Raw genomic sequence first — 25371 nt, forward strand, 5'->3', positions numbered from 1 at the left:
ATGGCGAGGGCATGCGGCGATTCGGCTGCCCGGCGCACCGTCCGACGCGATCGTCCGCGCACGCGGCAGACGGCTCGCGGTCCACGGCCATGGAGCCCCTCAATCCAGCGTGGGTGCGATGAGCTCGTCCGACTGCGAGCATCGGCGTCGTCTCGCCATCGTCCTCTGGGGTGTCCTCGGCGTCGTCGCCGTCCTGGTCGAGGCCATCTACCGGCTCGGCGCCACGGCGGCTCGCATCCTGACGGCCCACGAGCTCACCACAGGCCAGCTCGTCCTGCTTGCGGCCTGGACGGTCGTGATCGCCTATTTCGAGGGATATCGCGGCTTTCAACAGCGCTTTTCGCCGCGGGTGGTCGCGCGCGCGCTCTACCTCGCAGAGCATCGTCGGCCGCTGCACGTGGCGCTGGCGCCGCTCTACTGCATGGCGCTCTTCCACACGACGCGCCGCCGGCTGATCGCGACGTGGGTGCTCATCGCGGGCATCGTGGCGCTCATCCTGCTTGTCCGGCGGATGTCCTCGCCGTACCGCGCGATCGTCGATGCGGGCGTCGCGCTCGCGCTGGCCTGGGGGACCGCGTCCATCCTCATCTACCTCGCGCGGGGTCTCGCGGGCCGCCCGCCCGACATCTCGGCGGACATGCCCGAGGAGGCGATCCGCGCCGGACGCGATGCGGAGCAGCTCGCCCGCCCGCCCGTACGCGTGGGCGGCCCCTGCGATCCGTGAGGGCGCACAGGCGAGCGGGCGGCCCCTGCGCGCCGGGAAACCCGTGCAAGCGGCCAATCGGCACGACGATAAGGGCGACAGGCGAGCGACCCAGTGATCCGCGATCGACGCGCCTCACGGTGCGCCCAGAGCTGAACCGCGTTGCGGCCTCACGTGTGGCCTTCTGGTCATCACCTCTGGCGTCGCGATCCCCGGCAACAGGCACTTTGTAAAGATTCCTTCGCAGCAGGCCTGTGGCGCGATGCCTCGCGAGGCGCGGCGCGCGGGCGGAGGAGATCGCGCTGCCCACCGCGCCTCGGCGCCTGCGATCGCGCTTGGCCCGGACCGTGCTCCAGCCGGGGAGCGCTCATGGGGAGCGACTCAACCGACGATCGACCGCGCTCCGTGGAGGGGCGCGCACCGGGGCACCGTGCAGGACTCGAGCAGCAGCCAGGAACCGGCGGATAGGAGCGTAGAGATCACCGACGAGCTCATCGTGCCAGTCGTCGCGCAGGAGCTCGAGGTGAAGAAGCGTACGGTCGAGTCTGGCCGCGTCCGCATCACGAAGCAGGTTCACGAGCGGGTCGAGGCCGTCGAGGAGCCGCTCGTGAGCGAGCGCGTGGTCGTGGAGCGCGTCGCCGTCGATCGGGTGGTGACGGAGCCGCCGGCGACCCGTCAAGAGGGTGACACTCTGATCGTACCGGTCGTCGAGGAGGTGCTCTTCGTCGAGAAGCGCTTGGTGCTGAAGGAGGAGCTCCGCATCACGCGGGTCCGCTCGGTCGAGATGAGCCCGCCGGAGCGCGTCACGCTCCGGCGCGAGGACGTGCGGGTGGAGCGCGTGCCCCCGCGCGATCGCGACGAGAAATAAGGATCCTCGGACGGGCTCCGGCGCCCGGGCGATCGAGTCACGAACCCCACCTCCGCGCGTGGCGCGAGGGGATAACGGTCCACATGGACCACGACATCATGGAGGTCACGTCATGAATCACAGCGAACGTTCCATGTCCCCGTCCCAGCGTTCTCAGCAGCTGAGCAGGTCCCAGCAGACCGCCAAGGCCGCCCCCTCGACGGCGAAGACGGATGAGCTCCGGGCCGACGTCCTGCAGGAGCAGATCGCGGTCCCCGTGATCGAGGAGGAGCTGCAGGTCGGCAAGCGCGACGTGAACCGCGGCGGCGTACGCGTATCGAGCCGGCTGGTCGAGCAGCCGGTCCAGGAGTCGGTGAGGCTGCGCGAGGAGCACGTCCACGTCGAGCGGCACCCGGTGGATCGGCCGGTTCAGCCGGCGGCGCTCGACACCTTCCAGTCCGGCACCGTGGAGCTCGTCGAGACCGACGAGGAGGCGGTCGTCGCGAAGAAGGCGCGCGTCATCGAGGAGGTCGTCGTCAGCAAGGCGGTGACCCAGAGGACCGAGCAGATCCGGGAGACCTTGCGCCACACGGAGGTCCACGTCGAGCCGGTCAGCGCGGCGGAGCGCAGCAACGGGACGACGGCGTACGAGCGCTACGACACCGACTTCCGGCAACACTACCAGGCGGGACCTTACTCCAAGCACGGCTATGCCTACGACCAGGTCGCGCCCGCGTATCTGTTCGGCTATCAGCTCGGGACGTCCCAGAACTTCAAGGGACACGACTGGACGACCATCGAGGCGGAGGCGGGCAAGGCCTGGGAGGAGCGCAACCCCGGGACCTGGGAGCACATGAAGTCCGCCGTCCGGCACGCATGGGACAAGGTCACGGGCAAGGCGTAGACCTCTCCTTCACCTCCCGCCCATCGAGCTCGCATCCTGGGATTTCCCGGAGGCGCATAGCGCGTCGCTCGAGCTCGTCCCTGTGATCCTTAGGGGAACCGCGGGAGCAGCCGTGGTTCCCGTGCATCGCCTGGATCGTCGTACGACGAGGCATCAGGGACGGTCCACGGTCGATCTCCGATGTATTCCGGAGGGGATCACGCTGGCTCCACGAAGACGGTGGCGATGAGCTCGTGGTTGCTGGTCATCTTGTACATGACCCGTTCCACGCGGTACTTCGACTCGCATCCATCTTTCTCGATGAGCAGCAGCTCTCCCTGGCGAGGGATGACCGCTCCGTGGAAGACCTGAAGCAGCTCCCACGACGTGAGGCAGATTCGGTGTCCGGGATGATGAATCATAGACGGGCTCGGAGCGTAGCCTATCCCGAGGCGTTTCGTTCCGACATTGCGCCGCGTCCCGCGATCCGACCCAGGTGGCGCCGCTGACCCCGCCCCGACCCAGGGTTGAGTCGCCGGAGGCGAAGCGCGGCCCAGGTGACCCGACCCAGGTCGCACCGGCGACCCGACCCAGGTTGAAATCGTGCTCCCGTCAAGTTGCGCGACCCGACCCCGACCCGCCGGCCCGACCCAGGTTGAGGCCGCCGACCCGACCCAGGTTGAGGTCGCCAACGCCGACCCAGGTTGAGGTCGCCGACCCGACCCAGGTTGAGGTCGCCCCGACCCAGGTTGAGATCGCCGCACCGCCGCCGCCGGCCCCACCCAGGTTGAGGTCGCGCCGCCGGCCCCACCCAGGTTGAGGTCGCGCCGCCGGCCCCACCCAGGTTGAGGTCGCCAACGCCGACCCAGGTTGAGGTCGCCCCGCATTCCGTTGCCGCTCGCCCGCATTTCCTATATGTAACACGCATCACATATCACAGGGCATCAGGTAGGAGCCTTTCCACCGTCTTGTCACCACGGAAAGAGGCCAACGAATGACCTTCAAGCACCTGGCTTTCACAAGCGCGCTCTCCGCGCTCCGCGGCGCCCTCGCGCTGACCGCAATCGCGGCCTGCTCGTCGGACCATGCGCCTCCCGACGCGGCCGAGCCCGCGGCGCACCTCGCCCCAGCGGCGCTCGACCCGGCCGAGCGCTCGACCGAGCTGGCCGCCGACACCCCCATTTACCTGAACCGCCGCTACTCGCCCGAGGAGCGCGCCGCGGATCTCGTCTCTCGCATGACGCTCGCCGAGAAGGCCAGCCAGATGGTCAGCAGCCAGGCAGCGGCCATCCCATCGCTCGGCATCCCCGCCTATGGCTGGTGGAACGAGGCCGCGCACGGCGTCGCCCGCGAGCAGGTCAACCACGGCGGCAACCCGCCCAACACCGTCAACACCACGTCCTATCCCGTCGACCTGTCCCTCGGCTCGACCTGGAACCCGGAGCTCATGTACCGCGAGGCGCGCATGATCTCGGACGAGGCGCGCGAGATCTTCCGCGACAACAAGCTCGACCTCAACGTCTACGCCCCCACCATCAACCTGGCGCGGGATCCACGCTGGGGCCGTAACGACGAGGCCTTCAGCGAGGACCCGGTGCTGACCGCCGCCATCGCCGCGCAGTTCGTGAACGGCATGGAGGGCAAAGACCAGCGCGGCCGCCCCCTGCCCGAGGGCCGCGGCTACCTCAAGGTGAACACCACGCTCAAGCATTACGCCGCCAACAACAGCGAGTTCAACCGCCGCAGAGGCAGCTCGGACATGGATGAGCGCACCCTGCGCGAGTACTACACGGCGCAGTTCCGCGACGTCATCCGCGCCGCCGATCCGGCGTCGATCATGAGCGCCTACAACCGCGTCAACGGCGTCCCCGTGGCCGCCAGCATCCAGCTCAAGGAGGTGCTCGCGCGCTCCACGTTCGGCTTCCGGGGCTTCTTCACCTCCGATTGCGACGCCATCCGCGAGATCCAGGCCGGGCACCGCTGGCAGCCGCCCGGCTATCCCCACCCGCTCGACGCCGTCGAGCGCCACGCCTTCGCCGCCGTCGCCGGCGAGGATCTCAACTGCAACTGGGGCTATCACGACCGCTTCAGCTACGCGAACACCCTCCCCGACGCGGTCGCGCGCGCCATCCCCACGCCGACGGGCATCTTCAACGAGAACGACGTCGACCCGCTGGTCACTCGGCTCTTCGCCGCGCGCATGCGCCTCGGCGAGTTCGACGACGACGCCCGCGTCCCCTGGGTCACGCAGGCGCGGGCCCGCGTCGCGCCGGGGACGTGGCTCAACAGCGACGACAACGGCGCGATCACCGAGACGCCCGAGCGGCTCGCCATGGCGCGCGAGGTCGGGGCCGAGGCGATCGTGCTCCTCAAGAACGGCGAGACCCGGCGCAAGGACGGCAGCACTGGCAAGCTCCTGCCGCTCCGCGTCCCGCGCCGCGGCGCGTTCCGCCTCGCCGTGATCGGCACCTACGCGAACCCCGCCGAGGTCTTCCTGGGCGGCTACTCCAGCGACCAGGGCCCCGCGGGCAACGCCAAGACGGTGAACGGCTACAGCGGCATCAAGGCCGCCGTTCAGGCCATCAACCCCGACGCCGCCGTCGACTTCTACCCCGGCGTGACGCCGGAGACCCTCGCCGAGGTGGACGCGGCCTCCGTCGCCGCCGCCGCCGATTACGACGTCGTGGTCGTCTACGTGGGCACGGACGGTCGCCACTCGCGCGAGGACGTGGACCGCACCACCCTCGATCTGCCCGGCGCCCAGGCCGAGCTCATTCGACAGGTGGCCGCGCAGAACCCGAGCACCATCGTCTATATGGAGACCGTCGGCCAGATGGACGTCGGCAGCTTCGAGCCCGGCGTGGCGGCGCTGCTCTGGAGCTCCTACAACGGCCAGCGCAAGGGCGAGGCGCTCGCCGACGTCCTGCTCGGCGCCGCTGGCCCGAGCGGCCGCCTGCCCTTCACCTGGTACACGAACCTCTCCGACCTGCCCCCGATCGACGATTACGCCGTTCGACCGACGGCGAGCAGCCTTGGACGAACCTATATGTACTTCCAGGGCCCGGTCACCTATCCGTTCGGTCATGGCCTGAGCTACACCAGCTTCCGCTACACCCGACTGCGCGCGGATCGGCAGCGCGTGGACGCGAATGGCGCGCTGCGGGTGAGCGTGAATGTCAGCAACGCCGGGCGCGTCGCCGGCGCCGAGGTGGTCCAGCTCTACGTGAGCACGCCCGACGCCCCCGCCTCGCTCGAGCGTCCCAGGAAGCGGCTGCGCGCGTTCCAGAAGATCTCGTTGCGCCCCGGGGAGACCCGGCGCGTGAGCTTCGAGCTGCCCGTCGCCGATCTGGCCTTCTTCGACCAGGCGCAGGGTCGCTATACCGTCGACGCGGGCACCTACGCGCTCCAGATCGCGCGCTCTGCCGCGGATGAGGACATCGAGGAGCAGACCTTCGTGACGGTGACCGGCGCGCTCCGCCCGACGGCCGCCGTGGCGACCGCCAAACCGCAGATCGTGGGCGATCACGACCTCGGCATCCAGCAGCGGGTCTTCTTCCCCGTCGGCGCGGAGATCGATCCGCAGCTCACCGTCTCGCTGACCGACGAGACGCTCTACGGCTACATCACCAAGGGCGAAAGCCGCCCGCTCCCCGCGGGCACGCGGGTGAGCTTCCGCAGCAACCGCCCCCGCGTGGTCTCCGTCGACCGCCGCGGGACGATCCGCACCGAGGCGCCCGGCGTGGCCACGGTGACCGCGTCCGTGGAGTACCGCGGCGCCACCGCCACGGTCGATTTCGTCATCTACGTGCGATCGACGTGATCGGATCCGGTGCCGCGGAGCTCCCCCGCCGCACCGCACGACGGGCAGTGCCCCAAATTGAACATGAAGGCGGGAAGGCGGGAAGAAAAGATCAACGATCTTCCTGCCTTCCCGCCTTCATGTGAACTCTCTCCGGGCAAATTTGAGCACTACCGCAGGACGAACACATCGGCTCGCGGCGCGGCTCAGAATGACGGCGAGCGAGCTCCGCCAACCCAGGTCACCGCGCGCGAGCGAGCGCCTCGGGCTCGTCGGCGCGCCGCGCTCGTAGCGAAGTGAATTCTGCTCGGGGTGCTCCCGGCCGCCGTCGCTGAATGCACCGAGTTTGACGGGCTCGGCACCGGAGACGCGGAGTCCGAGCTCGTCCTCGAGATCAAATACAGGGACGAAGGGCATATACCGGGACTGGTCAGGCGCAGGTTCCGAAGACGCCTTGCCCGATCCGCCCTTCCTGGAAGAGTGACACCCTATCAGCAACTTTACACGTCGGAAGGGCCGTCTTCGCTCCGTCGCCTGCCAGCATGAGCTCATTCAGAGGCCGAGAGAACATACAAATCCAGTAACACCCAATATCCCTGCTGCATGCTCGCTCCGCGGAAGGAGCAGGCATGCCGCTGATAGTGTGTGGTTGCCCGCTCCGATGTGGGAGCGGGTCGCACCTGACGGATTAAGCTTACCGGAGTGCGAGAGCGACATGCGATTCAACGACCTGCTACACGTTTCTGCAACCGACCGCCGTAGATCTCGACAGTGCCTGGCCGCGCTCGCGGCGCTGGCCGCGTTGTCGCTGAGCGCGTGCGGCAGCGACGATGGGAACTCGTTGACCGGCGAGCCCGAGGGCGGCGCGGGGGGGCCCGGTGCGACGGTCGGAGCAGGCGGCGCCAGCTCGAGCTCGCACGCGGGCACGGGCTCGGGCTCGGGCGCGGGCGCGGGCGACCACGCGAGCGTGGGTTCGGGCGGCACGGGCGCAGGCGGCACGGACGACCATCCGTACGACCACTGCAAGAACGGCTACATGCCCGACCCGAGCGACTCGAGCCCCACCATGAAGGACGGGCCCGCTGACTTCTTCCCGCCCGGCAACAACGATCCGGAGATCGTCGACACCACGGTGCAGCCCGAGGTCCTGAAGTGGATGTATGACCACTCCTGGCAGGCGGCCCACGTCGAGTGGCATGCGATCCGCGCCTGTAACCTCCCGGGCGGCGGCGGGTTGAGCAAGGTGAACATCTGCTCGTTCACCAACCTGGTCCCGAAGGATCAGAACTGCCAGACCGCCGGCGACGGCTATCAGTTCCTGGTGTTCCACCGCCACATGATCCAGGCGCTGAAGCAGCTCTGGCCCAACCACAGCGAGCAGTTCGAGGGCTTCTCCAAGTTCCCGACCAAGGCGGAGGACGTGCCGCCCCAGTGGCGCAACCAGTGGAAGGACTGGGATTCGGCCGCCCTCGAGGCCGGGAGGATCGGCGACGAGATCGACAAGCCCGAGAACCTCGCGAGGTTCCCGGACGAAGGCACGCTCGGCTTCTGGCTCCAGTGCAACGTGGGCCAGCGGCTGGCGGGGGCGACCAACATGCCGTGGGTGGGCCTCCACTTCGTGCTGCACGCCAAGTGGGCGCGGCCGGGCAACACGACGCACGGCGTGAACAACACCAACGCGAACATCGACAACTACATGTTCTGGAAGCTCCACGGCTGGATCGACAACGTGTGGGAGAAGTATCGCCGCGCCAAGGGCCTCACCCCGGACGACCGGAAGCTCAAGGAGGATCTCGAGGCGCAGTGCCGCGAGATGGACACCGAGATCAAGATCATCCAGCAGAACCTGGATCCCGACGACGTCGTGAATCCCAACGAGCCTTTGCCGGTGGAGTCGGGGTTCTTCCACGAGAAGGTGCGGCCCATCTTCGAGAGCCGGACCAACCTGTGCAGCGGCTGCCATGCCGAGACGGGGCCCAACGCGAAGCTGACGCTCGGCGGCCACATCAGCTCCAAGAAGATCGTCGACGGCCTTGTCAACCAGCCCTCCATCGGCGGCGGCCAGTACAGGCTCGTCGTCCCGGGCGATCCCGACCGCAGCTGGCTCTACCTCAAGGCCTCCGGCAAAGCGGAAACCGCGGGCTGCGTGCAGACCGACATGGCGCAGTGCATCAGTGGTGTGATGCCGCCCAGCACGACCGGGCCGACCGTCAGCCCGCAGCAGCTCGAGGTCTTGCGGCAATGGATCCTGGACGGCGCCCAGGGCCCGACCTGATCCGGAGCGAAGACGAAAGGGAAACGACACCGATCGGCGCTGGCGACGCGCGCCGGACGGGCCGCGGGGGCGCTCCAGGGACGGAGCGCGCCCCCGCGCCCGCGGCGCGCGCAGGCCGAATCCACGCCGGGCCTCATCGCGCGGCGTCCGGCGAGCGCGTCGGGCTCGCCGCGGACCGCTGCAGCGCCTCGGCCAGGAGCGATCGGTACAGCGGCGAGCTCTCGCGGAGCGACTCGTGCGTGCCCACCGCCGCGACCCTGCCCCCGTCGAGCAGCACGTTGAACGTCGACCGGAGGAGGTGCGGCGCGTGGGTCACCACGATCGCGGTGCGGCCGCCGGCGACCTCGCACGCGGTGCGCAGGAGCGCCTCGGCGGTCGCGCCCGGCAGGCCCGCCTCGGGCTCGTCCAGGACGAAGACGCGCGGATCGCGCAGCAGCACCCGGGCGAGCAGCAGCCGCCGCACCTCGCCGCCCGACAGGCTCGGCGGTGAGGCGCGCACCTCGGTCGCGAGCCCGCGCGCCGCGGCCGGAGCGGCGCCCGCGGGCCCCGCCGCGCCCGCGGCGGCGGCCGTCGTCGGCGGCGCGCCGGGCGGAACCTGCGGGCCCGCGAGCTCGTCGAGCTCCACCTGGCGGAGCGCCTCCCGCATGCGGTCGTCGGACGGCGGCGGCTCGAGGCCGAGCGCGAGGTTGTCCCGGAGGCTCCGCTCGAACAGGCGCGCCGGCTGGCCCACCACGCCGAAGAGCCGCGGGAGCTCGCCGGGCGGGATCCGCCGGAGGTCCACGCCGCCCACGGCGATCGCGCCGGACGACGGCTCGTCGAGCCGCAGCAAGAGGCGCAGGAGCATCGACTTGCCGCTGCCGGATCGGCCGCAGATGCCGACCACCGCGCCGGCCGGGATCGAGAGCGACACGTCGTCGAGGACCGGGCGGGTCGCGCCGCTCGGCGTGAACGTGACGCGCTCGAACGCGATCGCCAGCGGGCGCTTCGCCTCGCCGCCGAGAGCGGCCGCGAGGCCGCCGCCCGGCCCCTGGGCCACCGCGGCGACAGCGGGCCCGGCGGCGGCAGGGCCGTCCTGCGCGGGCGGGTACGCCGGCAGGCGCAGCAGGGCGAGGGTCGCCTGCAGCAGCGGGGCGCGCTCGAGGAAGCCGGCGCGGAGCGCGTCGAGCGCCTCGAGGCGCGCCATCAGGAGCGGCACCACGAGCAGGAGCTCGCCGACCTCGCCCGCGCCGGCGTCCCCGCGGGAGGCGGCGATGGCGGCGACGATGACCAGCGGCGAGAGCGCCGCGAACACCCCCTTGATCTGGCCGGAGACCGCGAGCGCCTGGCCGAAGCGGCGGCGGGCGTCCGCGACCCGGTAGGCCGCCCCGGCGAGCTCGCCCTCGACCTGGGTGCGGGCGCCGAGCAGGCGCAGGTCCTCGGCGCCCGCGAGCGCCTCGCCGAGGGCGCTGAAGACGGCCGTGTCGGCGTGCTGCATCTCCCGCATCGCGCGCGCCACGCGGCCCGAGGCCCGGTCCGCGGCGAGGCGCGAGAGCGCGAAGAGCGCGGCGCCGCCCGCGAGGACGAGCGCCATGCCGCTGGAGACGAGCGACGCGGCGAGCACCGCGAGGGTCGCGAGGGCCTGGGGCAGGCCGGCGGCGAAGGCGACGCCGAAGTCGGCGACGAGGCCGGCGTCGCGCGCGATCGCGAGGCGCACGACCTCGACGCCCCGCGCGGGCGGCGCGGGCCGCGGGCCGGGGGCGGCCGGCGGCAGGGGCGGCGCGGGCCGCGGGCCAGGGCCGGCCGGCGGCAGGGGCGCCGCGGGGCCCGCGGGGCCCGCGGCGTGCGCGTCGAGGAGCGCGCGCCCAGCGGCGTCGACGTCCCGGGGCGAGGCGGACAGCGCCGCGCGGAAGAGCGCGACGCGCAAGGCGGCGGTGAGGTCGCCGGCGAGCTCGGAGCTCTTCCGGCCCGACAGCACCGCCGCGGAGGCGGAGGCGAGCGTGGCGCCCAGCGCGGCGAGCACCACGGCCGCCGGCGGCGCGCCGTCGAGCAGGCGGGCGAGCGCGCCGCCGAGGCCGCTCGCGGGCGCCGCGCCGCCGGGCGACGCCGCGCGGCCGGCCACGGCGCCGAGGGCCGCGCCGGCCATCGCCGGCAGGAGGCCGGACAGGGCGCCCGAGAGCGAGGAGAGCGCCACGACCAGGGCCAGGCGCGCCCCGGGCGCGCGGCGCAGGGCTCGGGAGAGGGCGCTGCGGCGCTCTGCCGGCTCTTGCGCCTGCGCCCCGGCCTCTTGCGCCTGCGCCCCGGCCTCTTGCGCCTGCGCCCCGGCCGGCTCCTCCGACATGTGCGCCCCGCGCCCCTCGCGCAGCGAGCGAAGACCGATCCGCAGGATCGCGAGGAGCGCGCGCATCGACGTGCGAGGTCACGCTACACCGCCGACGCCGTTGCGCGCGACGCCCATCCGATCGACCCTCTCGGCGTGCGCACCGCGCTCGTGGTCCTGCTCCCGCTGCTCGCGTCCTGCGGCCGCCCCGAGCCCGCGCCGCCGGCGGAGGCCGACGCCGGGGCGCACACCCCCTGGACGCGCAGCGCCGCGGCGTCCCTGAGCGAGCGCGGCGCCCAACCCCGGTCGGGCGGGCCGCCGGCGGCGACCTCCGCCGAGCCGGGCGCGCTCGAGGAGATCCTCGCCGCCGCGCGGCAGGCCGCGCCCAGGCCGGGCGACGGCGCGAGCCTCGCGAAGATCGGCACGAACACCGGCCTGCCGGCGCCCTCCGCGCCCCCGCCGACCCCGGCGCCCTCCCCTTCCCCCGCCCCGCGGTCGCGCGTCGAGATCGGCGCGCCCATGGTGCAGGCCGACATGTCGAGCCCTGCGATCGAGAAGGCGGCGCGGGCGCAGCTCTACTGGGATCTCGTGCAGCGCTGCCGCGACCCGGACGGCAAGATCCTGCCGCCCGACGCCGTCCGGGTGGAGTTCAACGTCGACGCCGAGGGCTACATCGTGGTGCCGACGATCATCGGGAGCGCCTCCGACCCCCGCTACGACGAGGCGGCCACGTGCATGCGTCGGGAGCTGTCCGGCGCCGCGTTTCGCGCGCCGGCGGGCGCGCGCGGGCTGCCGACCCGGGTCGACGCGACCGTGCCGTCGGTCGACTGACGCGTCGGCGCCATGCGCGCAGTCCCTATTCAGGGAAACGAAGCGTCTCGACGGCGATGCCGTCCTCCGCTGTCACCGTGCTGCCATCGTGGTTCAAGCGGATTGCCGCCGTTGCCCGGCGGCTCCAGCGCGTAGGTGACGCCCTCGAGCGTGAGCTGGTCCTCGTCCAGGCACTCGATGCCGATGAGTCGTGTTCGCAGTCACGTGGCACCCTACGACGCACTGCTGTGAACACCAGCATCGGTGGGACAAAGGCCGTGCATCGCGAGCAGCGCCCCTTGCCGCCCGGTAGCCGCCCGCCCGGGCCGCGGCACAGGACGCTTACGCGGACGCGCTCTCGTCCGTTTGTGTCGGGCCAGGCCAGAACCAACCGCGCGACCTTACGGTCTGCGCGCACAGTCTGGTACGCTCGCAGCATGCGTCCCGCCCGTCGCCCCCGCTCCGCCGCCGCGATCCTCCGCTCCGTCCCCCCGGAAGATCGCCTCATCATGCGCCGGCTCGGCTTCGACCTGAACGACCCGGAGTTCGCCGCGCTGTTCGTCGAGGGAGTACGAGCCGCCGACGACGCGATCGCGGAGCAGGAGCGGTGGGAACGAGAGCTAAGTCTACGTTGAGCGCGCCCGTGCCGTTCTGCGGCCGGGACCTTGATGCTCGGCGCCGTCGAGACCTGCCCGAACTGCGAGCGCATCGACGGCCGGCTCGGCGCGCCCCGGACCCGGGTTCGATCCTCTGCGCCTCCACCACGAAGACACGGCGAGAGCCGTGTCTTCTGCTTTTTGTGTGCCCTGCGTGTGACCTGACAAAGTTCAGCAGGGTGGATTTGGGGCAGAACCGGTGTGGTCCCGACCACCAGGAGCGGGCGCAGCGGGGGACGCGAGGGTACGACCGTCGCTGGTTGCGAGCGCAGGCGTCCAAGCCGTGCGTGGTCGCGGCACGAGCCGTAAGGCACCGGCGCGGCCTGCCCTTGTCGCGCGGGCGCCGTAGATCGAAGACGGGCGGCTGCGCAGCGGCATGATCGAGCTCTTGAACCGTTTGTTCTCCCGCTCCGCTCGCCGGAGTACCGCGCGCGGTGTGAGCGAGGTGATGGCGCTCCTGGGCGATCTGCATCGCCTGCGCGAGGTGATCGGCGTAGGCGCGGGTCGGCAGCTCGACGACGCCGAGAGGCCCGCCGGCCGGAGCAACAGCGGCGACGCCCTCGAGCAGCGGCGAGGACTGCGGACCGTCTGTAGCGCGTCAGAAAATTTTACTGACGCTCTACACGCGTACCCCACCGCTGTCTGTGGCAGGTCCTGGCCAGCTGGCGGCCTCCTCTTGACACGGGACGGCATCTCCGCTGGCCTCGCAGAGGGGCATGGCGACGCGGGGTACCAGGAGCAGCGGCGAGAGTCAGGAGGAGACCTCCGAGTGCCACGCCGCACGGCGTGAGCATACGCCATCGGCCGACATCTTCCAGCCAGTCTGGAATTGCGAACTGGAAGAGGCGAATTCAAATAGCCTGTCGTCGGCACCACGGCATCGTTGAACTTATCTAGCGAGGAAGAGAGGACGCCCGATGGGACGCCGAAAGAGCATTCTCGGAACGTTCGTGCGCGAAATGGAGAAGTCAGCCAATCGAGCCGCCGCCGATCGCCGCCGACGAGAGCGGCGTCTCGAAGGGGTCCAGAGCCGCGCGATTGAGCGAGAACTGGTCCGCCACGAGCGTGAACAGGAGAGAGCCCGGATACGAGCTGAGCGCGAAGCCGAACGCCGTCGCATTACCGAGGAGAGGGAACGTGCTCTGCTACAGAAACAGGAAGCGAAGGATGCGCAGATTAGGGCCTGGCGCTTGGAGTACGAGGAACACAATGAGCGCGAGCAGGAAATCGAGCGTATCGCCAACGAGTCCCCAGAAGTAGAAGATCGCGACCGGCTCTATGCCGAACTCTTAGAGCGTAGAGCATTCGAACCGGCCCTCTTCGTCGCCCCGACTCCACCAAACAGCAAGGCCAAAGCAAAAAAGCTACACGAGCAGGCCGAGCGGGAGGTCGAATCACAGTTGACCTCCTTCCGGCCGAAGGTTGCTAGCGTGCGACGAGTGCAAGCTGTTGCGTGGGCAGTCCTTGCCGCCGGACTGGCACTGTTTTTCACGGAAGCCATGAGCGACTCATCGGCTCCATTAGCCACCATCTTCATCGGGGTTGTCGGCATTGTAGTGACACAGGTTGTGGCAACGAGGCAAGCCAATCACCAGCGCGACACGTTTCAGGCGAGGGTGGAGCAGGAGGTGAATCTCCGGTTACAGGAGGCTCTCGAGGTGCTCACGCGCGAGGACGAGGCGCAAGCTCAGGCAGCCCTCCAGAAGGCACGAACCACCTACGAGACTGAAACCGAAGCTGCACGCGAAGAGTTCGACCGCGAAGAGGATGAGCGCCTACGCTCATTGCACCAACTCCAGGACGGCGACACTGGCCGTATGCGAGAGGCTCTCGAAGCCGCGCTGCCGCTCGATCTGCCGGTTCCATGCCAGGTACGTTTCGATGTGCAGTCCGCCCACACCATCTCGCTTGAGCTCGATGTGCCAGAGCCGAGTGTCATACCGACGACGGAGGCGAAGCTCCTCTCCAGTGGCAAGGTGACCTACAAGGAGAAGAGCGAAAAGCGGCTTCGCGAACAGTACTTGCGACTTGTTGCCGGGCTGGCGATCCGGCACGCTTCCGAAGCGCTCCTGAACCTGCCAACCTGCCAGGTAGTGGAGCTTCGAGCATTTCGTACCGCGCTGGATCCGTCGATCGGAAGACCGACACGACGCATGGTACTGGAGCTGAGCGTTGATTACCCCACGCTTGCACCAATGACCATGGATGGCATTGACCCATTGAGGGCACTAAAGCATTTCAGTCACCGAATCAACGTGGATCGAGACCGCGATCTACAGCCACTCGGCGCAAGCATTCATTAGGCACCGCTCGATGTGAGGCACGTCTCGGTGTCGCTCGGGGACACGCGCGAGATGGCCGGCTTGCCCGGGATAGTGAGGGGGACGCCGAACCTCATCTCGCAGGTTCCTCGGTCCGCTTCCGCTCGCGCCGCGCCCGCTTCCGGCAATGCTCCAAGTACCTGGAGGAAGCTCTCGGCTCAGCAGCACATCATGACACGGCTGCCAGATCCCCGGGATGCGATACGCTAGAGGGGAGAATGAGAACGTTCGGTCGCATGCGGCGGCAGCGAGCTCAACGCCGCCGACACGCTCGGAACGTCATTCGTCTAGTCTTGAAAGCCCATCGAGACGGCTGCGGAACCTGGCTTGCCCGGGTTCGCGTTTAGATCGCCAGCGCCTCCGCAGTCACCAGGAATACCGAACTTGATCGGCGAATCGGGCTCGACATTGGGGCCCAGATCGGCGGTATGTGCCACCGCAAGCGAGTGTCCACCGTGGCCTCCACCGCCCCGACCGCCGTTGCCGCCTTTCCCACCATCGCCGCCACGACAGCCTGGCTGCGAGCCAGCCCTGTTACCCCCGCCAATACCGCCGTACCCACCGACGCCGCCGTACTGACCGTCCCCGCCTCGTCCGCCGCTCCCGCCCCGCCCCGCGGTGATGCTGGTTTTACTTACACGGACGCTGGCGTGGTAAGACAGGATCCCGATGCTGGATCCGCCTGGACCGCCGCCCTTCCCGGGCTTGCCGCCGCAACCGCCAGCACCGCCGGAACCTCCAGAAGCGCCGCCCTGTGCCGCTCCTGCGCCGCAGAACATAGATCCACCGCGCGAGCCGCCTCCACCGCCGCCGCCGTATCCGTGCTGCCCCGCTTGGCCATCTTCGCCTGCGCTGCCTTCCAGCCCCGTGTCTGTGAGCCTTCCCGGCCCTGAAGCACCGTTACCGTTCGCGCCGTCATCCCCCGCCAGGCCGCCCCGTCCCTCTGTGCAGGGCAGAGTGCCTTGTCCGGTTCCACCCAGACCGTAGCTCATCGGATTCGTGATCGGCAGAGGGGAACCACTTTCGCCGTCGCCACCATCGTTCTTTGTGCCGATGCCGCCCATCCCCCCCGATGAGATGCCATCGTCACACGAGGTTATGACTCGCGCCCCTCCCTTCACCGTATCGGCAGAGCATGCCATGGCTCCGGGTTTCCCCGGTGCTCCCTCTTGTGCTGGTACAGCGCCTCCGTCAGCGCCAGTGGTCCCATCGGCGCCGTCCCCCGCGACGATCTCGCTCAGGCGCACCTCTACCGCCGCCCCCACCAAAGCGCGCATGGCGATGGCAGAGCCGCCCGGCACGGTGGCGTCTTGCGCGACCATCCGCATCCTGGTGAGCGTCGTGGCCGCAGCGCCGTCGGGTGTAGGCTCGGCCGCCTCGTCCACGACGGTGAGGGGGATCCGGTTCGGTCCCGGAGCGATTGTCGTGACTTCGCCGAGCGGATGCAGAGGCCAATGCCCCCGGGGATCGCGACAGTCGAGCCCGCCCCACACCTCCATGCCTGCCGGCACACGCACTTCGACGTTGAAGATGTCTGCACACGCGTAGACCCGCATCCCATGATCACGGGCGAGATCAAACGCCCGCGCGAAGGTCGCGACCGGCTTGCCTCGCGTACCCGGATTATCGTCACGTCCATCGACGGTCAGGTAGACCCCCTCGCAGTCGACCGCACGACCAGGGATACCGGGATCGGCGTTGCAGGCGACTACGGGTGTGCACGTGAGGGTTTCCTCGCACCATTCCCACGTACCCGACTCGGCCCCGCACCCGAGCGCTGCGATTCCGCACGATAGCGCAGCTGCGACCCGTAGCGACCATTTCGCGGGTGTGCGATGTCGCAGGTTGAGCCTCGGACATGTGCCCATCATCGTTACTCCTCGTATCGCTGCCGCTCACTCCGGCGCTCCGGAGTTTGGGTCGTTCGGATCGTCGGCCGCGAAGGGCAGGAACTCGGCCGCGACGCCATCGTCTCCCCCGCTCCCGGCGGCATCTGGGTCGCCACCAGGCCCGCCCTTGCCCGCGGTTCCGAGAAGAAACGTTGCCTCGACGTCCTGCCGCATCAGTTCCACTGTCCCCAGGTACGCGACGCCCACTGAGTGGCCGCCGAGGCCGCCGCCTCCGCCGCCACCGGGCCCCCCATTGCCGCCATCTCCTCCTCGGCATCCTGGAAGCGTACCCGTCACTGCTCTTCCTCCCTCACCACCAGGAGCTCCGCTCCCCCCTGGCAAGCCTGCCCCTCCCGCACCGCCACGACCGCCACGACCCGTCTGGACGGTCGACCCGCGGATTATGACCTTGGCCCCCCTCGTAGCAATGCCGATGCTCGCTCCTCCCGCGAAGCCGCCTTTGCCCGGCTTGCCGCCGCAACCGCCTGACCCGCCCGAGCCGCCGAACGCCCCACCAACCGGTCCTGCACCACAGGCCGTCGCACCGCCGCGTGACCCACCGCCGCCACCACCGCCCTGACCAGGGCGCCCGAACTGCCCATCCTGGCCCTTGCCCAGCGTACGACCCCACACGACAACGCCGGGGCGCCTCGCTCCGTGCCCCTGCACTCCGACGGCACCGTCAAGGCCGCGCTGCCCATCGCTGCATGCCACGTCTCCCTGCTGACCGAGGCCTCCCGCACCGGCGCCGGTCGGGTTCGGAGCTGGCAGAGGCTCCCCATGCCCTCCGTCGGAGCCCCGATCCGCCAGCCCTAGACCGCCGTCGCCGCTGATCGAGCTCCCGTCGTCGCATTCGGTCGTGACGGCCCGCGTCCCCGCCGTGGCGTCCATCGTGCACGCGTCGGCTCCTGAGCGTCCTGGCTCGCCGTCGGCAGCTGCCGCGCCCTCTGCCGCGGCTCCGGACTCACCGTCCGCTCCGTCACCTGCAACGATGCGGCTGTCGATCACCTCGATTTCGCTACCAGCACGAAGATAGATTGGGATCGAGCTGCCGCCTGGTTTCCCGCCCCGTCCTGTGATGACCTCGCTCGCCACGAGCTTGAGCTGGACCCCTTCGAGTGTCGATATCCCGATGGATCCTCTTTGCGCCCGATCCACGTCGTTGCCAGCCGGAGCCACCAGCCGCAGGTTCGTAAACGTAATTCCTTGCCCGCCGAACCGCACCACCTGGGGAACCGGCCCCTTCGGGGCAACGACGGTTCTCGCGCTGGCTCCCAGATGCCGCCAGCCGTTCGCGCAGTCGAACCCACCCCAGATGCTCGTGCCGTAAAACCAAAGCGTTTCTTCGAAAGTTTCCGCGCACGCGTAGACACGGTGGCTGCCCATGTCTGCAAGCTCGAGTGCTTTCGAGAAGGTTTTCACCGGCTTCGCGCGGCTTCCGGGGTTCGCGTCGTCTCCGAGAGTTGCACTCAGGAAAACGCCGCATCCGTCATCCGGAGGCCTTAGCGTGGGGTCGTCTTCGCAGATGGGGTCCTCGTTGCCGGAGGAACACCCGCAGGCGACAAGAGCGATTCCGCACCCGAGCGCGATGCGCATCCAGGTAGCCAACCCGCGCCGGCCTTCCGAGGAGGTATTCATGTCCTCGAGCTCCAGTTTCGTCACCATGCACCGACCATGATCAGCCCTGCGTGCTGCCCGCTCGCCGTGGGAACGACACGTACGCCATCACTAGACGACGAAGTTCGGCCCACGAACAGAGAGACGAGCGTCAGCGCACCGACTGCGCCGCCGGTCGCAAGGCTCACCCATCCGACTTGCCTCAAGAGATCCCGCTGTTTCTGGAGATCGCGCAGCTCCGAGCACGCACGCGGTGCGTTCGGGCGGGCACATCGATCCGCTTCCCTATCTGCGCCGCGCAGCGCGGTCGCTCGATCGTGGAGTTCATCCTCGGTGTACGCACTCCAGGTCAGGAACCCGCCGCCGGCTAGCATGGTTGTTCCCGCCAGGACCGCGCCAGCGATGCGCAGCTTCGACGCCGTGGAGGAGGGCGCCACGGACGAGGCCTGTGCTACTCGCGCGGACCGCTTCGGCTCACGTGTCACCGTGGCGGCGTCTTTCGCCGGAATGGCTGCCTGTGTCGCGGCGCGCGGCACCTGCATCGAGATGGTCGTCGCCTTGCCCGCCTGCGCGTCGAATGACTGGAACGCTTCCTCGTGGCCCGCCAGCCGGGCGCGCACCATGTGTTGCCCGGGCTTAAAGAATAGACGGTAGGTCCGCGCGGGGGTACTTATGGGCTTGCCGTCGATGAGCACCTCTGCGTCGGGTGGCTCGACGGACAGGTAGAGCGTCGCGACGTGCGGCGCTGCCTTGCGCTGCCCGGCCTCGAACCGAAGCTGTAGTTGAAGGGGCAAGACGTTGCGCTGTTCGAGGCTCCAGGCCAGATGCTCCGCCGCATCGCGGTACTGCTTCAGCGCGAGCTCACAGAGGCCGAGCTCTCCCGCGATCTCCGCGCGCTCTCTCTCCGTGCTCGACGCCGGGTCCGTTGCCTCGAAGGCCGCCTTGTAGGCCGCCTGTGCCTCGGCCCACCGTCCGGCATCGCGAGCTCTCCGACCGCGGCGAACGTTGTCGCTTACCGCTGGGCCTTCGCTTCGTTCGGGCATCGAATAGATGTCCTCCTCGGCGCTGGCCGAGCTCGTAAAGCCAGCTGTCGCGCCGAGCGCCAGGCAGAGAGCCCACGAAAGCGCAACGAATCGCATGCGGGGACCGTACTTACGCCGGGCGCGCGGCGTCAACCTCGACCAATTCGCAGCGGACGGACGCTTTGCCGGGCAAAAATCAGCTCCATGGCGTAAAGGCCCCCGTCGACTCTCCGGACGGGCAGTCGCGCACGCAAACTCACCACATTCACTTACATTGCCGCACCAAAGTCGGCCGGTCCTGCTTTTTCTTGAACCCTTCCGGCCAGCTCAGGGGTGCTACCAGCTGTGGGCAAGCCAGCACGAACTCCCCCCCACTTCGAGCTCTTCCGCCGCCTCGTCAGGCGAGCCGGCGTCCCTGCGCGAAATGCCGAGGACCTCGCGCAAGAGGCGCTCCTACGAGGCTGGGAAGCGAAGGAGCGGATCGAGCCGGGTGGGGATCCGGCGCCGTACTCCGTCACGATCGCCCTGAACCTCGCCCGCAGGCACCTACGGGACGCGAGCCGTCGGGGTGAGGTCCTGACCCCGTTCGACGAGCACGACTTCCGCGGGGACCAGCCGAGCCCGGAAGCCCTGCTCCGCAGGCAACAGCGGGAAGCCGTCATACGCGACCTGATTGAGCAGGTCGACCCCAAGTACCGCGACATCTTGGTCAAGCACGAGCTCGAGGAGAAGTCGCTCGCCGAGATCGCTGCCGAGCTGGGGCTCAAGCTGGACACGGTGAAGACGCAGCACCGTCGGGCGCGCGAGGACCTGAAGGAGGCGAAGCGGCGCTGGATGGCGCAACAGGAATCGCGGGGCTGGGACAAGGAGGCCTGCGTCCCGGTGGCGTTCGGCCTGTTCCGTCGCTCGTGGTGGACGACCGCGCTGCACCTGCAGAAGGTCGGGGCGAAGGTCCTCGTGCAGGCTGCGCTCGTCGTGCTGACGGGCGCCGTCGTCGCGACGGCTCCACGCTCGTCAAGCTCGGCCAGTACGACCCCGCGGTCACGGCCGGCAGCGGTCCACGCCCGTGCGGCGACGCCCCCGGAGCAGCACACCGCGCCGCCCGTCGGTCAGCCAGACGCCCCCCGTGAGGTCGCCACGGCCTCGCCCCCGGTGCAGGGCAGCCCAGCACCCGGCGAGCATCCACCGGCCGAGATGAACGGCAAGCCCGCTTCGAACGGCAAGCCCGCTTCGCCGGCCGCAACAGGTGCTCGTTCCTCGCCTCCCTCCGGCGAATTACGCCCGGTCGTGAGCGAGCGCGAGAAGGACCTGATCCTCCGGGCGCGCAAGGCCATCGAAGCCCACAACGCCAGGGGTGACGTGGAAGCGCGACGCCTGCTCGAGATGCACGCCATGGAGTTCCCGCGCGGTCAGCTCGCCGCGGAGCGCGAGGCGCTGCTACTGCAAATTCGCTGAATCCTCGGCTGCCCAGCGACAGGTAGCCAGCGGTGGAGTCGGCGGTGTCCTTGCGGCGCCAGGCCGAGATCCGCCCTGCGCCCGGGCAGGACGAGGAGCACGTCTAGGAGACACGACGTCGTGGAAGGAATGTTGCCGCTGAACACAGCCTCGCCGGAGCAGGTGGCCATGGCGGAGCGTAAGGGTACATCGCGCCCAGCCGGAACTGCTGCGAATCCCGCAGTGCGCGTTCCGTTCGACGCCATCATGAGGGAATCGGGGATGATCCGCACGGTGCTGCGCCAGCTCGCCGTCACCGCAGGCGACCAGCCGGACCTCATGCAGGAGATCTTGCTGTCCGCCTGGCGTAGCGTGGAAGCTGGACGATTTCAGCCGTACCAGCACGTCCCAGTGAAGAAGGCCCTGAGACGCTGGTTGTTTGCCATCGCCTGGCACCATGTGATCCACTACCGGGAGCGCGTGTACCGGTGGCACAAGGAGCGAGCGGCATGCGCGACTCCGGAGAACGCACCGTCGCCCTTCGGCCAGGTGGAGGCCCGGCTGGCGCTTCGTTGCCTGGAGGGGCTCAAGCCCGAGCTCCGTGCCGTGCTCGCGGGCACCGCCGTTGGCTACACCGCTGAGGAGATCGCAACAGAGCTCGGTGCCCATCCAGGCACCACGAACAAGCGGCTGCACCGCGGCAGAGGGCAGTTGCGGAAGCTCCTCCGCTAAACGAGGTGCTGAATGACCGTCCCGCGCCCGGAGCCCCCGCGCGAGGCGGACTGGCCGCTCTCTCGCCAAGACAGGCAAGCTACCGTCCGCCCGTCATGACCCGTGACCCGGCCCCCTCCACCTTCGCGAGTCGCTTCTCGCATCTCTCGATCGCCTCGACGATCCTCGCCTTGCGCTCGCGCTCCGTTCGCCAGCGCCGCGGCTCCGGCAGACCGAGCCACCGGGCGAGGCGCTCGAGCGCAGCGACATCGGCGCGGAAGAGACTCTCACGGCGCAGGCGGATCACGATGGCGGCAGGGTAGATCCTCGATGCCGTCGCGTCCGCATTTCGCTCGGCGAGCATCCCACGTACACCGCCGCCTGCATGCTCTCGCCGCTCCGGGCCGAGCCGAACGCGCGGCACGCTTCGAGTGGGCAGGGGTGGCGTAGCTCGCCACGGTCGGGCGTGCGAGCCGGCCGACGAAGCGCTGCGCGCCTTCGCCGATGCCACGCGGGCGCTCGACGGCCTCGCAGAGCAACCGGCGGGTCGAGGCGGTGCACCTCGCCTCCTGGGGGAGCGAGGAGGTCAGCGTCGGCTTGCCCCCGACGACGACGTACGCCGACTGGCTAGACGCCGGCTCCCGCGTCTTCCGCGTCGACGTGCCCAACGTGGAGCCGCTCGACGTCCTGCTCCTGGACTGCTCCTTCACGCTCGAGTTCCTGGCCAGCGGCACGAACGACCAGGCGCGCGTCCGCCTCGTCGCCGCGGCGCCGAACGGGTCGACGGTGGTCCCCACGGGCGCGCACGTCGCCTCCGAGTTGCGCAACTCCAGGGCCCCGGTGGCGATCTCCGGGTTCCTCGTGGCGGCCCAGGCCGGCACCTACCGCGTCAAGCTCCAGGGCAAGACCCGGAACGGCGACCCCGGGCAGCTCGGCATCTACGACGCCTTCGTCCTCCGCGTCCTGCACCTGAAGAGGTAACCATGTCGAGGGTCCTGAGCTGGATCGACACGCTGTTCTTCGGCGTCCGCCGCATCTTCGCCGCGGGCGTCGAGCTTCCGGAGCGTCCCGCCCTGAACTTCGTCGGGGCGGTGGTCACCGACAACCCGGCCGAGAATCGGACCGACGTATTCATCCCGGGGACGTGGCTCATCAGCCCCGTCGTGACGACCTCCTACACCGCCCGGCCGGGCGAGCTCGTGCGGGTCAACACGCACGACCCGGTGACCGTGAGGTTACCGTCGGCCGCGGGGAACGCCGGCGCCGAGGTCGTGGTCAAGGAGGTCGCGGGGGAAGAGGAGGCGCTCGAGGTCATCACGAACACCGGCCAGCAGATCGCGCGGGTGGGTGGCTCCTACGTCACCATCCGGCTGATCTGCGACGGCGCGACGTGGATCGTGATCTGACGGGCGGCGTGGTCGGGCAGGAAGAGGGACCCGAGCCCGACGGGGAGGAGGAGCAGCCGGCGGAGCCCGAACACGGACATCGACAACCATATGGTTCATTCGCACGCAACGATAGTTTAGCGCGCAAACCAGTTATACACCTCAAGGCCTGGTCGCCAACTTAGACAAGTTCGCAAGCCTACTGATCGATACAACGGTACTGCCGCTTCCGAAGCTAAATTCGCCGTTGAGACGATGACGCTGATAGCCGCCTTCCAACAGTTGTCGAAACTCGTCAGAAGTGGCAACTCCCAACAGGCGCAACACAACCAGAAAATGCTTAGTCGACTCAGCCAACACAAACAGCTTCATAGACTCGTAGTGAGCAGCATAGATAAGCGTAACAGGAACCCAAAGCGAATCACAACGCAGTATACTGTACAGCGCGAGAACAAAGTCGGCCTGCTGAATATCAGAAAACGCAACAACTTCAGGCCTCGCACGCTCCTTGACCAAATCCGCCATTATAGATATCCGAGACTGCTTGAGTCGCGCATTGCGATGACGCTCTAGATTATCCAGATACGGACGGAACTTTGAAAAGGAGACCAACTCCTCATATTTTCTATGATAATATGCGGATGACATAAGACCGCGCGCCTGGTCGTAAAGCTTTTCACGAATCAGCACAGCAGTCGCATAAAGAAACAGCTCGTAGGCCAAGAATCGCTCAACCTCGGACTGATACGCTTCGCGAGGCCCCTCGCGGCCAAGCAGATCGCCGAAGAAGTCAAACAGCTCTTCCTGCAACTCATCTCCTGGTACGTGAAGCGCAAGATACCTAACAAGCTCAACAAACTCGTCGCGCCTCGGAAGAAAACGGTCTATGCAGACCAGTATGCGCTCATCGATGGGCAGTTCCGGCGGACATTCGTAGGCTGTCGCGTCGGCAAGATCCTGAGAGAATAGTCGCAGATATTCACGCGTCAGACCTCTGGCTTGCCTACCACGCGACACCGCATCTTTAATTTGAATGAGCCGAGAAGCCGTCCTCGAACGCGTCGGCTCTTCTTCAAGCAAGTATGCAGGCGGCTCTCCGAGAGGTGGCTTCCTATCAAGTGGCTTTTCGAAGATCGTTCGAATAATCGTCTCCAGATTGCCGTGAAAGGATTCCGGAGTAGATATATCGATGTACTTCCGCGACTTCAGAAACGCGGGCAAACACGCTTCCCCTCCGTCGCGCTCCGCCACAAGGGGAATGAACTTTGATTGCTCCACCTTGCCGTATATCTCTGGCGATATGATCTGCGTCTCCGTCCCAACGCCGCCCGATCGATTGTTGGCCTTCGACGCGTACAGCTTGTCACAAACAACGAGAACTTTAGTCACCGCCGAATCGGTAACCATCTGCTCCATGAATCTGTGTACGTCGTGCCCCTCCTTCAGGTCCCATCTATCCAATATGATGTCTACCCCGTTGTCTCTGAGCATGGTCGCCAAGTCCAGCACGCGCTGCTTGTGCTCTTCAGATGACCAGCTATGTGAGACAAACACCTTGGGAGTCACAACGCTGCTCATGGGCACCTCAAAGGTCTGATTCAACAACGAAGAGTTGGCACGTTATACGACACCCCGCGACCGCCACCCATATAGCACCCCTACACTGGGCATTCGAAACATGTGCCAGGCTGCGTCGTGCGAGGGATCTGTTGGCGCGGGGCAATGTGTTGCTCGACAGTTGCGGAGGACCGCAGCGTTGCTCAGGAGCCGCTCGTGGCGAGGAGCTCCCGGGCGTCGCTGACGACCACGGCTCGGCGGAGCCAGCGGTCCAGCTCGGCGAGGTCAGTGCTCGCGAGGACGCGCTCCCTCACATCTGCTGGAACCTCCAGCCCGCGGACTTCGAACACGGCGAGCACGTCGTGCGCCTTGGCTTCGAGGATCCCCTCCAGCCGGCCCTCCTGCCGTCCCTTCGCCACGTAGCTGCGCGCGAACTCGCTCTGGAACTCGTATCCGCTCTTCATCATCGCCTCCAACGTCCGCCTCGCCGCTTCGTTCAGCGAGGATAGCACCAGGTCCCCGTACAAGGCGCGCCGCTCCTCATCGAGCCCGGCTGCCGCCGCCAGGAACGCCACGCCGATCGCCTCCCCCACCTCTTCCTGTCCGTGCGCCATCGCCGAGAGCACGACCACCTCGGGCGCCGCCTTCGCCTGCTCGGCGTCCGTGACGACCGGGACGCCCTGGGGGCCGAGCACCAGCGGCACCAGGATCCAGCCAGGGTGGCCCGTGTCGATCGGCTGCGAGCACCACCGCGCCATCTTCGGGTCGATCGTAACCGCCAGCAGCCGGGTCGGGCAGCGGTACCGGGCCCTCGTCTGGGTGACGTACACGGGCCAGACGTACGGCTTGTCCGGGTCCGTGCCGAGCTGGACCTCGACGACGATCGCCATCGCGGGGCGCTCCTGCTCGCCGACCAGCAGGACGACGATGACGTCCGCCCGGCGAGCCGAGGGAATGATCTCGGTGAGGTCGGAGGGCTCGACGTGCGCCTCCGTGAAGGCCGGGACCGTCTGGCCGAGCGCGTCCTGCAGCAGCTCGGCGGCCAGCGTCGGCCGGTTCTTGAACAGCTCCACCAGGGCTTCATGGGTCACGGAGGGCATCGGTCATCTCTCGGGTGGGTACAGTCCTGCTGGATTTCAAGCGGCGTGCCAGGCTCATGAGGTGAA

18 protein-coding genes are annotated in these 25371 nt (G+C 68.5%); 12 read left to right on the plus strand and 6 right to left on the minus strand.

Annotated elements, in window-relative coordinates; translation table 11 throughout:
- Positions 1–118: 118 nt before the first annotated feature.
- The 3 genes from WME98_RS03170 (at position 119) to WME98_RS03180 (ending at position 2454) form a co-directional block, all read left to right on the plus strand.
- A complete protein-coding gene (locus WME98_RS03170) occupies positions 119–724 on the plus strand; it encodes a hypothetical protein (RefSeq protein WP_437949901.1) in 606 nt (201 codons plus the stop codon).
- 475 nt (positions 725–1199) lie between these two features.
- Entirely contained in the window at positions 1200–1571 is a 372-nt protein-coding gene (locus WME98_RS03175; RefSeq protein ID WP_437949902.1) for a DUF2382 domain-containing protein, read from the plus strand.
- 112 nt (positions 1572–1683) lie between these two features.
- Positions 1684–2454, plus strand: a complete 771-nt coding sequence (locus WME98_RS03180) for a YsnF/AvaK domain-containing protein (protein WP_437332086.1) — start codon at positions 1684–1686, stop codon at positions 2452–2454.
- 197 nt (positions 2455–2651) lie between these two features.
- Here the strand turns inward: WME98_RS03180 and WME98_RS03185 are convergent, their stop codons facing one another.
- Complete coding sequence (locus WME98_RS03185; RefSeq protein ID WP_061623806.1) at positions 2652–2855, minus strand: hypothetical protein; 204 nt, start codon at positions 2853–2855, stop codon at positions 2652–2654.
- A gap of 572 nt (positions 2856–3427) precedes the next feature.
- On the opposite strand from WME98_RS03185, the gene WME98_RS03190 reads away from it, so the two are divergent.
- Both WME98_RS03190 and WME98_RS03195 read left to right on the plus strand, forming a co-directional pair.
- Positions 3428–6253 carry a glycoside hydrolase family 3 C-terminal domain-containing protein gene (locus WME98_RS03190; RefSeq protein WP_437949903.1) on the plus strand — a complete coding sequence of 942 codons (2826 nt, stop codon included), beginning with the start codon at positions 3428–3430 and terminating at the stop codon, positions 6251–6253.
- Positions 6254–7073: 820 nt separating this feature from the next.
- A complete protein-coding gene (locus tag WME98_RS03195; protein WP_437949904.1) occupies positions 7074–8507 on the plus strand; it encodes a hypothetical protein in 1434 nt (477 codons plus the stop codon).
- 133 nt (positions 8508–8640) lie between these two features.
- On the opposite strand, the gene WME98_RS03200 is transcribed toward WME98_RS03195, so the two are convergent.
- Complete coding sequence (locus WME98_RS03200) at positions 8641–10890, minus strand: ATP-binding cassette domain-containing protein (protein ID WP_437949905.1); 2250 nt, start codon at positions 10888–10890, stop codon at positions 8641–8643.
- Between the two features lie 69 nt (positions 10891–10959).
- On the opposite strand from WME98_RS03200, the gene WME98_RS03205 reads away from it, so the two are divergent.
- From WME98_RS03205 to WME98_RS03215, 3 genes are all read left to right on the plus strand, one after another.
- Complete coding sequence (locus tag WME98_RS03205) at positions 10960–11634, plus strand: energy transducer TonB (protein WP_437949906.1); 675 nt, start codon at positions 10960–10962, stop codon at positions 11632–11634.
- 416 nt (positions 11635–12050) lie between these two features.
- On the plus strand, positions 12051–12248 hold the full coding sequence (locus tag WME98_RS03210; protein ID WP_061625198.1) for a hypothetical protein: 198 nt from the start codon (positions 12051–12053) through the stop codon (positions 12246–12248).
- 938 nt (positions 12249–13186) lie between these two features.
- Entirely contained in the window at positions 13187–14572 is a 1386-nt protein-coding gene (locus WME98_RS03215; protein WP_437949907.1) for a hypothetical protein, read from the plus strand.
- Positions 14573–18137: 3565 nt separating this feature from the next.
- Here the strand turns inward: WME98_RS03215 and WME98_RS03220 are convergent.
- Complete coding sequence (locus tag WME98_RS03220) at positions 18138–19235, minus strand: hypothetical protein (RefSeq protein WP_437949908.1); 1098 nt, start codon at positions 19233–19235, stop codon at positions 18138–18140.
- 228 nt (positions 19236–19463) lie between these two features.
- On the opposite strand from WME98_RS03220, the gene WME98_RS03225 reads away from it, so the two are divergent.
- A complete protein-coding gene (locus WME98_RS03225; RefSeq protein ID WP_437949909.1) occupies positions 19464–20573 on the plus strand; it encodes a sigma-70 family RNA polymerase sigma factor in 1110 nt (369 codons plus the stop codon).
- A 129-nt stretch (positions 20574–20702) separates the two neighbouring features.
- Positions 20703–21284: an RNA polymerase sigma factor gene (locus tag WME98_RS03230; RefSeq protein WP_437953953.1), complete on the plus strand. Its 582-nt coding sequence runs from the start codon at positions 20703–20705 to the stop codon at positions 21282–21284.
- 79 nt (positions 21285–21363) lie between these two features.
- Here WME98_RS03230 and WME98_RS03235 read toward each other — a convergent pair whose 3' ends face one another.
- A complete protein-coding gene (locus WME98_RS03235) occupies positions 21364–21627 on the minus strand; it encodes a hypothetical protein (protein ID WP_437949910.1) in 264 nt (87 codons plus the stop codon).
- Between the two features lie 140 nt (positions 21628–21767).
- On the opposite strand from WME98_RS03235, the gene WME98_RS03240 reads away from it, so the two are divergent.
- The gene (locus tag WME98_RS03240) at positions 21768–22244 is read left to right on the plus strand and encodes a hypothetical protein (RefSeq protein ID WP_437949911.1); all 477 of its coding nucleotides are present in this window, start codon (positions 21768–21770) and stop codon (positions 22242–22244) included.
- A gap of 2 nt (positions 22245–22246) precedes the next feature.
- Positions 22247–22669, plus strand: coding sequence for a hypothetical protein (locus WME98_RS03245; RefSeq protein ID WP_437949912.1), 423 nt, complete (start codon positions 22247–22249; stop codon positions 22667–22669).
- A 141-nt stretch (positions 22670–22810) separates the two neighbouring features.
- Here WME98_RS03245 and WME98_RS03250 read toward each other — a convergent pair whose 3' ends face one another.
- Together WME98_RS03250 and WME98_RS03255 are read right to left on the minus strand one after the other, a co-directional pair.
- Positions 22811–24226, minus strand: coding sequence for a toll/interleukin-1 receptor domain-containing protein (locus tag WME98_RS03250; RefSeq protein WP_437949913.1), 1416 nt, complete (start codon positions 24224–24226; stop codon positions 22811–22813).
- 182 nt (positions 24227–24408) lie between these two features.
- A complete protein-coding gene (locus tag WME98_RS03255) occupies positions 24409–25305 on the minus strand; it encodes a hypothetical protein (RefSeq protein WP_437949914.1) in 897 nt (298 codons plus the stop codon).
- Between the last annotated feature and the right edge of the window lie 66 nt (positions 25306–25371).

The organism is Sorangium sp. So ce296, assembly GCF_051529605.1.
Classification (GTDB): Bacteria; Myxococcota_A; Polyangia; order Polyangiales; family Polyangiaceae; genus Sorangium; species Sorangium cellulosum_D.

Excerpts from the sequence above, each read along its gene's own strand:
- WME98_RS03255 (WP_437949914.1), bottom strand. The coding sequence starts at position 25,305 with ATGCCCTCCGTGACCCATGAAGCCCTGGTGGAGCTGTTCAAGAACCGG.
- WME98_RS03230 (WP_437953953.1), top strand. The coding sequence starts at position 20,703 with ATGTTGCCGCTGAACACAGCCTCGCCGGAGCAGGTGGCCATGGCGGAG.
- WME98_RS03245 (WP_437949912.1), top strand. The coding sequence starts at position 22,247 with ATGTCGAGGGTCCTGAGCTGGATCGACACGCTGTTCTTCGGCGTCCGC.
- WME98_RS03240 (WP_437949911.1), top strand. The coding sequence starts at position 21,768 with ATGCCACGCGGGCGCTCGACGGCCTCGCAGAGCAACCGGCGGGTCGAG.
- WME98_RS03220 (WP_437949908.1), bottom strand. The coding sequence starts at position 19,235 with ATGCGATTCGTTGCGCTTTCGTGGGCTCTCTGCCTGGCGCTCGGCGCG.
- WME98_RS03200 (WP_437949905.1), bottom strand. The coding sequence starts at position 10,890 with ATGCGCGCGCTCCTCGCGATCCTGCGGATCGGTCTTCGCTCGCTGCGC.
- WME98_RS03235 (WP_437949910.1), bottom strand. The coding sequence starts at position 21,627 with ATGCTCGCCGAGCGAAATGCGGACGCGACGGCATCGAGGATCTACCCT.
- WME98_RS03180 (WP_437332086.1), top strand. The coding sequence starts at position 1,684 with ATGAATCACAGCGAACGTTCCATGTCCCCGTCCCAGCGTTCTCAGCAG.
- WME98_RS03170 (WP_437949901.1), top strand. The coding sequence starts at position 119 with ATGAGCTCGTCCGACTGCGAGCATCGGCGTCGTCTCGCCATCGTCCTC.
- WME98_RS03190 (WP_437949903.1), top strand. The coding sequence starts at position 3,428 with ATGACCTTCAAGCACCTGGCTTTCACAAGCGCGCTCTCCGCGCTCCGC.
- WME98_RS03185 (WP_061623806.1), bottom strand. The coding sequence starts at position 2,855 with ATGATTCATCATCCCGGACACCGAATCTGCCTCACGTCGTGGGAGCTG.
- WME98_RS03250 (WP_437949913.1), bottom strand. The coding sequence starts at position 24,226 with ATGAGCAGCGTTGTGACTCCCAAGGTGTTTGTCTCACATAGCTGGTCA.
- WME98_RS03215 (WP_437949907.1), top strand. The coding sequence starts at position 13,187 with ATGGGACGCCGAAAGAGCATTCTCGGAACGTTCGTGCGCGAAATGGAG.
- WME98_RS03210 (WP_061625198.1), top strand. The coding sequence starts at position 12,051 with ATGCGTCCCGCCCGTCGCCCCCGCTCCGCCGCCGCGATCCTCCGCTCC.